This is a genomic window from Streptomyces katrae, from assembly GCF_000966975.1.
In the GTDB taxonomy this organism is placed as follows: Bacteria; Actinomycetota; Actinomycetes; order Streptomycetales; family Streptomycetaceae; genus Streptomyces; species Streptomyces katrae.
Window position 1 is genome coordinate 1 of sequence record NZ_JZWV01000885.1, and the last position, 8,098, is coordinate 8,098.

Sequence of the window (8,098 nt, forward strand, 5' to 3'; positions counted from 1 at the left end):
GATGAGTACGGTGGAGTTCGAGACGGGTCCGGCCGAGCCGGCGGAGGCGGCGGCGGTGGCCGAGGCGGTCACCGCCCTCCTGCGGGAGCTGCGCGGGGACCCCTCGCACACGATCCCGGGCCTCGGCGCGGCCGTGGACGAGGCCATCGCCGGCAAGGACGGCTCCGGTGTGCTGGTCGCGCGGGACAGGAACGGGCGGGTGGTCGGCGTACTCGGGTACACCACCCAGACCGCCCTGCGGCTCGCCGCCCCCTACCGCCACGTCCAGGAACTGTGGGTGGCACCGGAGCTGCGGTCCAAGGGGGTCGCGGCCCTGCTGCTGGAGGCGCTGGACGCGCGGTGCGCCGCGGACGGCGTCCGGCGGGTCGAAGTCTGCCTGCCCGCCCAGCAGTTCCCCTCCTACCCGCGGACCCTGGCGTTCTACGAGCGCTCCGGTTTCCGTGTCATCGGCCCTCGCGTGATCAAGGACCTGTCATGACGCTGCACGTGGTGGTACCCGAGGAGTCCGAGGCGCTGCCGTTCACGGTCGAGCCGGGCGGCGCCCAGGTGGCCAGCAAGGAGATACCCGAGCGGATCCACCAGATCCTGGCCGGCCTGCTGGACGGCGGCGCGGTGGTGGCCGCGCTCGGTGAGGACAGCGCGGCCCGCGCCGAGCGGACGGTCGGTGCGGTGCACGAGGCGGCCCTGCTGGACCACCTGCGGGGCGGGGTGCCCGAGGGCCGGGATTCGGTGCTCGACAGCGCCTTCTCGGCCCCCGGCCTGGAACAGGAGACCCCGGTCACCCGCGGGGTCTGGCCCGCCGCGCTGGGCGCGGCGGCAGCCGCGGTCCGGGCGGCCGAGCTGACGGCCCGCGGGGGCGGGAACAGCTACGCCCTGGTGCGGCCCCCGGGCCACCACGCGGGCCCGGGCTGGTACGGCGGCTACTGCTTCCTCAACAACGCCGTCGTCGCCGCCCGGACCCTGCGCGAGGAGGGCGTGGCCCGGGTCGGCATCCTCGACGTCGACTACCACCTGGGCAACGGCACGCTGGCCTGTGTCCAGGGCGATCCCACCCTGCCGTTCGCCTCGGTGCACTCCAGCAACGCCAAGGACTTCCCGTACGTCTTCGAGCCGGGGCCGGGCCTGTTCGGAGTGGAGTCCGACCCCGGCACGGAGGGGTTCCTGGCGCTCGTGAAGGACGCCCTGGCGCACCTGCTCCGGCAGGACGCCGAGGCCCTGGTGGTCTCGGTCGGCTACGACGTGCTCGCGGGCGACCCGCACGGCTCCTGGACGCTCGCGCCGGAGGTGTTCGGGCCCGTCGCCGCACTGCTGGCCGAGCAGCGGCTGCCCACCGTCTTCGTCCAGGAGGGCGGATACGGACTCCCGTCCCTGCGCGGCGCGGCCCGCGCCCTCGCATTGGAGGCCTCGCGATGAACGCGACCCCCGAAGACATCCTCCAGCCCTTCCGGGAACGGCTGGAGGTGCTCGACCAGCAGCTGGCGGAGCTCGTGGCGGCCCGCCTGGCGATCTGCTGCGAAGTGGCCGAGGTCAAGCGGGCCAACGGCATTCCGATGATGCAGCCGCAGCGGGTCGCCACGGTGCGGGAGGCCTACGCGGCGCGGGGCGAACGGCTGTCCCTCTCCCCCGAGTTCATGCGCTCCCTGGCGACCCTGCTCATCGACGAGGCGTGCCGCCTGGAGGACGAGATCATCGACGCTCCGGCGGCCGCGAAGACCGTGGAGGCACGACGATGACCCTGACGTTCACCACCCTCGGCCCCGAGGGAAGCTGCCACGAGAACGCCCTGCAGCACTACTTCGGCTTCCAGGGCATCGAGGGCGACGCCAAGATCGACCTCACCATCGACCTGCACGAGGGCCTGGAGCGGGTGCGCCGCGGCGAGTCCGACTACCTGGTGCAGTGCAGCGCGCACCCCGAGGTGCACCTGCTCACCGAGCGGTACTTCACCGAGGTCCACGTGGTGGACACCTTCGTGTATCCCACCAAGGAACTGGTGCTGCTCAGCCGGGCCGACGTGGAACGGCCCAGGTCCCTCGGGCTGGTCCCGGCGACCGCGGGCTACGTGGACGTGTCCCAGTGGGAGGAGGTGGTTCCCGTGGCCTCCAAGCCCGTGGTCGGCGCCCAGCTGCTGGCGGGGGCTTACGACTCCGGGCTCACTCACCTGGAGTACCTGGAGAAGTCGAACGGAGCGCTGCGCCTGGACCGCTACATCGGCGCGGTGACCACCACCTGGGTCGTCTACGGGCGCCGGCCCCGGTTCTCCGGTGAAGTCATCGGCACCAAGTGCCGCGAGTACCTGTTGGGAGAGGGCGCATGACCGGGACCGCATCCGCGGCGAGGAAGATCCTCGTCTGTGACACCACGCTCCGTGACGGCGAGCAGACCTGCGGGGTGGCCTTCCAGGTCGAGGAGAAGGTGAAGATCGCCCAGCTTCTCGACGAGATGGGCGTCGACGTCATCGACGCGGGCTTCCCGGCCTCCTCGCAGGCCGACCAGGACGCCGTGCGCGGTATCGCCGCCCTGGGCCTGAACGCCCGCGTGGTGGCGTTCTGCCGGCCCAACCGGACCGAGATCGATCTGGCGAGGGCGTGCGGGGCGAACGCGATCTACACCTTCGTGCCCACGTCCGACGTGCACATGCGGGTCAAGTTCGGCGGTACGGACAGTGCGGTGCGCGAGCGGCTGAAGGCCGAGATGGCCGACGGCATCAAGTACGCCAAGGGCCTCGGCATGTACGTCGGCTGCGGCTCCGAGGACGCCACCCGGACCCCGTACGACTACCTGGAGGAGGTCCTCGTCCTCGCCCAGGAGAGCGGCGCGGACCTGGTCGGCGTCGCGGACACCGTCGGCTCCACCACGCCCGACGCCTTCCGCACCCTCATCTCGCGGCTGCGCTCGCAGATCGGCGTGACGCTCTCGCTCCACTGCCACAACGACTTCGGCCTCGCCACGGCCAACACGGTCGCGGGCATCCTCGGCGGGGCGGACGAGGTCCAGTGCACGATCAACGGCATCGGCGAGCGGGCGGGCAACGCCTCCCTGGAGGAGGTGACCGTGGCCCTGACCCAGCTGTACGGGTTCGAGACCAATGTCGACCTGTCCCGGCTCAAGCCCATGTCGGACCTCATCGCCGGCCTGTCCGGCATCGAGGTCAGCCCCATGAAGCCGATCGTCGGCGGCAACGCCTTCTCGCACGAATCCGGCCTGCACGTGTCCTCGGTGATGAAGGACTCCACCGCGTACGAGCCGCTGCGGCCCGAACTGGTGGGCCACACCCGGCGGATCGTCATGGGCAAGCACTCGGGCAAGGGGATCATCGCCCACGTCCTGGACGCCCACGGGCTCCCGTACGACGACGAGGTCCTCGCCGCGGTGCTCCTCGACGTCAAGGCGGCGTCCGTGCTGACGAAGTCCAGCGTCACCGAGGCCCAGGTGATCGAGATCCACCGCGAGCGGACGGCCGTACGTCCATGAGCGCAGAGCACGACACCGGTAGCGGTGCCTCCGCCTGGTTCGCGGACCAGACCTTCTGGGACGACTTCTATCCGCACCTGTTCTCCGCGGAGCGCGCCGCCGAGGCCGAGCGGATCGTGGAGCGGTCCCCGCTGTTCCGTTTCCCCTCCGGCGCCCGTGTGCTCGACCTGTGCTGCGGACCGGGCCTGTTCACGGTGCCGCTCGCGCGGGCCGGCCACGCGGTCACCGGCGTGGACCTCAGCGCGCCCCTGCTCGACCGGGCCCGGACGCGCTGTCGGGAAGCGGGCGTCAAGGCCCGGTTCGTCGAGGCCGACATGCTCGGTTTCGCCGAGCCGGAGGCCTTCGACGCCGTCGTCAACATGTTCACCTCCTTCGGCTACCTGCACCGGCACGAGGACAACGTGCAGGTGCTCCGCAACGCGCACACCAGCCTGGCGCCGGGCGGGACCCTGCTCGTCGACCTCGTCGGCAAGGAGATCCTCGCGCGTCGCGACGAACGCGTCTCGCTGTCCGAGCTGGACGGGAAGGTGCTGGTCCAGCGGGACACCATCCTCGACGACTGGAGCCGGCTGCGCAGCGACTGGTACTCCATCGAGGGCTCGCGCGCGGCCACGGGGTCGATGACCCTCCACCTCTACAGCGCCGCCGAACTGAGGGACATGCTGCGCAGCGCCGGCTTCACCGGGGTCCGCTTCCACGGGGACTACGAGGGCGGACCCTACGACCACCGGGCCGAGCGCCTGATCGCGGTCGCCACGAAGGGCGTGGACGCCCGTGGGAACTGAGGTCGTCGTCATGCGGTCGACGTCCGCCGTCGGCCGTGAGGAGTGGGACGCGCTCGTCCCGCCGGACCGGGTGTACCTCTCCCACGACTGGCTGCGCGCGGTCGAGGAGTGCTTCGGGTTCGAGCTGGTCCTCTTCCTGCTGCGGGACGGCGGGCGCACGGTGGCCGGCGTACAGGGTCTGCTGGTCCGGGACCCGGACGCGTTCCCTTACCACGATCCGACGGGCGCCCTGTTCGGCGACTACGAGATGGACCACCTCCGGCAGGCGCTGGAGCGGGACCGGTCGCCGCAGGAGTCGGCGGAGGCGGGCGCGCTGCTCGCCGCCGTCGTGCGCGCCGAGGCGGGGCACACGCGTGCGGCGGCCTACCCGGCGCTCGTGATGACCAGCCCGTACGGCTACGCCAGCGATGTGCTCACCCTGCCCGGGACCGCCCGCGAGGGCGCGATCGGCGAACTGCTCGCCGCCGTGGACGCGTTCTGCCGGGCCGAGGGGATCCCCTCGCAGTCCTTCCTGTGGGAGTCCGGCGGAGACGCGGACCTGCACCGGGCGCTCGCCGGCCACGGATACCTCGAGTTCCTCTCCGACCTGGAGTACGACCTCGACCTCGGGGCCTGCGCCTCGCTGGAGGAGTACCTGGGGACCCTGGAGCGCAAGCGCCGTACGGTGGTGCGCGCCGAGATCCGCAAGTTCAGCGAGGCCGGGCTGCGCGTGGAGCGGATCGCGGACCCGGACCCGGAGCTGATCGCCCGCTGCGCCGAACTGTCCGAGGGACAGCAGAAGAAGTACGGGCTGCCCGTGGACCGCGGCGCGATGGAGCGGTTGTTCACCGCGCTGCTGGCCGCCCCGGCGCTGGGACCCGCACTGTACGTGGTGCGGCGGGAGGAGGAGCGGGGTCCGGACGTCTCGGGCTTCCTGCTGTGCCTGGAGGCCGGTGGCGTCCTGCACCCCAAGTTCCTCGGCTTCGACGCCACCGCGGTGGGGGCCGGCTACGCCTACTTCAATCTCGTCTTCTACCACCAGGTCGAACGGGCCGTGGCGGGCGGCGTCCGCCGCATCTCGTACGGCATGGGTTCGGCGGACGCGAAGCGGTTGCGCGGCTGCCGCCCGGCACCGGTGCGCGGCTGGATCCGGTTCTCCTCGCCCTCGGCGCACCGGCGGATCGAGCCGTACGTCACCGTCTTCGACTGCCTCAAGAAACAGCTTCTCGGCAACCAGGATGGACGCGTTCTGCGATGACTCTCGTACGACAGCTCTTCGAGCACAAACTCGGCCGTCCCGTCAGCACCGGCGAGGTCGTGGACCTGCCGTTCGACCTGTGCTGGGGCAGCGAGATGACCGTCAAGTGGGCCTTGGACATCCTCCGGGACTCCGGCTTCGACGACGAGTACATAGCCGCCGGCCTCGCCGCGCAGCGTGAGAGGACCGCCTTCGTCTTCGACCACGTCGTCCCCACGCACACCGCCTCGATGGCCTCGATCCTCGTCGAGCTGCGCCGGTTCGCGCGCGAGCACGGGATCAAGGTGTTCGACGTGGGCTACGACGGCGGCATCCAGCACAAGATCCTCATCGAGCAGGGGCTGATCCGCCCCGGCGACGTCGCGGTCGGCGCCGACTCCCACAGCTGCACGGCGGGCGCGATAGGTTCGCTCGCCACCGGCATCGGCTCCACCGACCTGGCCATGGCCCTGGTCCGGGGCAGCGTCTGGATGCGGGTGCCCGAGGCGACCCTGGTCCGCTTCCACGGCAGCCTGCGTCCGCACGTGCAGGGCAAGGACGTGGCGCTGCACCTGTGCGGTCTGATCGGTGTGCACGGGGCGGTCTACCGCAGCCTGGAGTTCGGCGGTCCCGGCCTCGCCTCCCTGGCGATCACCGACCGGCTGTCGCTGAGCAACATGGCCGTGGAGATGGGCGCCAAGTACGGCCTCTTCCCGACGGACCGGGTGCTCGCCGACTACCTCGGCGACGAGGTGACCTACCCCGGCTTCACGATCGACGAGGACGACACCGAGTACGTCGACGTGATCGACATCGACCTGGGCCTGATCGAGCCGACGGTCGCGCTGCCGTTCTCCCCGGACAACGCCGTGGGCACGCACCAGCTCCAGCACCTGCTGCGCAACTGGGGCGAGTACGAGGGCCGCGAGGACCTGATGACGGGCGTGGCGCCGCTGGCCCGGAGGGCCAACGAGAACGGCGAGATACCGGTCGACCAGGTCTTCATCGGTTCCTGCACCAACGGGCACCTGGAGGACCTGCGGGTCGTCGCGGACGTCCTGCGGGGCAGGCGCGTCCACGAAGGGGTGCGCACCATCGTCATCCCCGCCTCCCAGAAGGCGTACCGGGCGGCGATGAAGGAGGGCCTGATCGACGTGCTGATCGAGGCCGGCTGCTACGTGGAGTCCTCCAGCTGCGGTCCGTGCATCGGCATCAAGTCCGGTGTGCTGGGCGCGGGGGAGGTCGCGGTCTTCACCTCGAACCGCAACTTCCGCGGCCGGTGCGGCGACGTCGACGCCAGTGTCGTCCTGGCCAGCCCCGCCATCGCGGCCCGCGCCGCGCTGACCGGCGTCCTCGCCCCCATCGGAGACCGGAGCGACTACTACACCGACGAGGACGCGCTGCGGCGCGGCATCGACGAGCTGTTCGCGCTCCACGCGGCGCGCGAGGGCCGGGCCCCGCTCACGGGCGGTACGGAAGAGCTCCCGGCGGCGCCCGGCACGGGCGGCCCGGCGGACGGCGGAAGCCTGGCCTGGGTGTTCGGCGACCACGTCAACACCGACGTGATCCTGCCGGGCGTCTTCTGCCAGATCCCCGACCCGGCCGAGTACAAGAAGCACATCATGGCCCACGCGGGGAACCAGCCCTTCCTCGACCACTACGCGGCGTCCGGGCACGACCTGAGCGACTCGGTGATCGTCGGCGGCATGAACTTCGGCTGCGGCTCCTCCCGCGAGAACGCCCCGATGGGCATCAAGGCCTCCGGCGCTCCCTTCGTCGTCGCGCACAGCTTCGCCCGGATCTTCTTCCGCAACGCCCTCAACATCGGCCTGCGGCTCGTCGAGGTCGGGGACTTCGCGTACGGGATCCGGGAGGGCGACCGGCTGGTCGTCGACGACGAGCGCGGCGAACTGGTCAACGTGACCCGGGGAACCTCCGCCCCCATCACCCCGCCGTCCGCGTTCGAGCGGGAGCTGCTCACCGCGGGCGGCCTGGTGGCCTACGCGGGCGCGCAGGTACGGGCGGAGGCGTCGGCCGGATGAGTACCCTCGCGGTCATCCCGGGAGACGGCATCGGACCCGAGGTCATGGCCGAGGTGCTGAAGGTGCACGCGGTGGTCGAGGACGTCTTCGGGACCGGTCTGAAGACCGAGGTGCTGCCCTACAGCGCCGACTGGTTCCTGGAGCACGGGGACGTCGAGATCGACATCCAGGCGATCCGCCGCGACCACCGGGCGGTGCTGCTCGGCGCGCTCGGCGACGCCCGGATCCCCGACAACCGGCACGCGATCCGCGTCATCGGCGGGCTGCGCCAGCAGCTCGAACTGGGCGTGAACCTGCGCCCGGTGCGGCTGCGCGCGCTCGCGCACTGCCCCCTCAAGCACGTGGGCGCCGTCGAGGACGTGGACCTCGTCATCGTGCGGGAGAACACCGAGGACGTGTACGTGGGCGTCGGCGGCACGGTCCGCGGCGGCGGCCCGGGACACGTCGCGATGGAGGTCGGCGTCCACACCCGCTGGGCGGTGGACCGGGTGGTCACGGCCGCCTTCGAACTGGCCCGCTCCCGCCGCCGCCGGCTCACCCTGGTGGACAAGAGCAACGCGATGCCGAGCGCCGGACCGCTG

9 protein-coding genes are annotated in these 8,098 nt (G+C 71.5%); all 9 read left to right on the forward strand.

Annotated features, from left to right (window positions below):
- The coding region (locus VR44_RS41520) for a GNAT family N-acetyltransferase (RefSeq protein ID WP_052713871.1) at positions 1 to 478 on the forward strand (478 nt) is incomplete at its 5' end.
- A complete protein-coding gene (locus tag VR44_RS28830) occupies positions 475 to 1,413 on the forward strand; it encodes an arginase family protein (protein WP_052713872.1) in 939 nt (312 codons plus the stop codon). The genes VR44_RS41520 and VR44_RS28830, both read left to right, overlap by 4 nt.
- On the forward strand, positions 1,410 to 1,733 hold the full coding sequence (locus VR44_RS28835; protein ID WP_045950549.1) for a chorismate mutase: 324 nt from the start codon (positions 1,410 to 1,412) through the stop codon (positions 1,731 to 1,733). The genes VR44_RS28830 and VR44_RS28835 overlap by 4 nt, the downstream gene beginning before the upstream one ends.
- Positions 1,730 to 2,317 carry a hypothetical protein gene (locus VR44_RS28840; protein ID WP_045950550.1) on the forward strand — a complete coding sequence of 196 codons (588 nt, stop codon included), beginning with the start codon at positions 1,730 to 1,732 and terminating at the stop codon, positions 2,315 to 2,317. Before VR44_RS28835 ends, VR44_RS28840 begins: the two co-directional genes overlap by 4 nt.
- The gene (locus VR44_RS28845; RefSeq protein ID WP_045950551.1) at positions 2,314 to 3,474 is read left to right on the forward strand and encodes a LeuA family protein; all 1,161 of its coding nucleotides are present in this window, start codon (positions 2,314 to 2,316) and stop codon (positions 3,472 to 3,474) included. Before VR44_RS28840 ends, VR44_RS28845 begins: the two co-directional genes overlap by 4 nt.
- Positions 3,471 to 4,259, forward strand: coding sequence for a class I SAM-dependent methyltransferase (locus tag VR44_RS28850; RefSeq protein WP_045950552.1), 789 nt, complete (start codon positions 3,471 to 3,473; stop codon positions 4,257 to 4,259). Before VR44_RS28845 ends, VR44_RS28850 begins: the two co-directional genes overlap by 4 nt.
- A 10-nt stretch (positions 4,260 to 4,269) precedes the next feature.
- Entirely contained in the window at positions 4,270 to 5,496 is a 1,227-nt protein-coding gene (locus VR44_RS28855) for a GNAT family N-acetyltransferase (RefSeq protein WP_045950553.1), read from the forward strand.
- Positions 5,493 to 7,517, forward strand: a complete 2,025-nt coding sequence (locus VR44_RS28860; protein ID WP_052713873.1) for a LeuD/DmdB family oxidoreductase small subunit — start codon at positions 5,493 to 5,495, stop codon at positions 7,515 to 7,517. The genes VR44_RS28855 and VR44_RS28860 overlap by 4 nt, the downstream gene beginning before the upstream one ends.
- Positions 7,514 to 8,098 (forward strand): isocitrate/isopropylmalate family dehydrogenase (locus tag VR44_RS28865; protein ID WP_045950554.1); only part of this gene is annotated, 585 nt, incomplete at its 3' end. The genes VR44_RS28860 and VR44_RS28865, both read left to right, overlap by 4 nt.

Coding starts and splice junctions, on each gene's coding strand:
- VR44_RS28830 (WP_052713872.1), top strand. CDS start 475: ATGACGCTGCACGTGGTGGTACCCGAGGAGTCCGAGGCGCTGCCGTTC.
- VR44_RS28835 (WP_045950549.1), top strand. CDS start 1,410: ATGAACGCGACCCCCGAAGACATCCTCCAGCCCTTCCGGGAACGGCTG.
- VR44_RS28840 (WP_045950550.1), top strand. CDS start 1,730: ATGACCCTGACGTTCACCACCCTCGGCCCCGAGGGAAGCTGCCACGAG.
- VR44_RS28845 (WP_045950551.1), top strand. CDS start 2,314: ATGACCGGGACCGCATCCGCGGCGAGGAAGATCCTCGTCTGTGACACC.
- VR44_RS28850 (WP_045950552.1), top strand. CDS start 3,471: ATGAGCGCAGAGCACGACACCGGTAGCGGTGCCTCCGCCTGGTTCGCG.
- VR44_RS28855 (WP_045950553.1), top strand. CDS start 4,270: ATGCGGTCGACGTCCGCCGTCGGCCGTGAGGAGTGGGACGCGCTCGTC.
- VR44_RS28860 (WP_052713873.1), top strand. CDS start 5,493: ATGACTCTCGTACGACAGCTCTTCGAGCACAAACTCGGCCGTCCCGTC.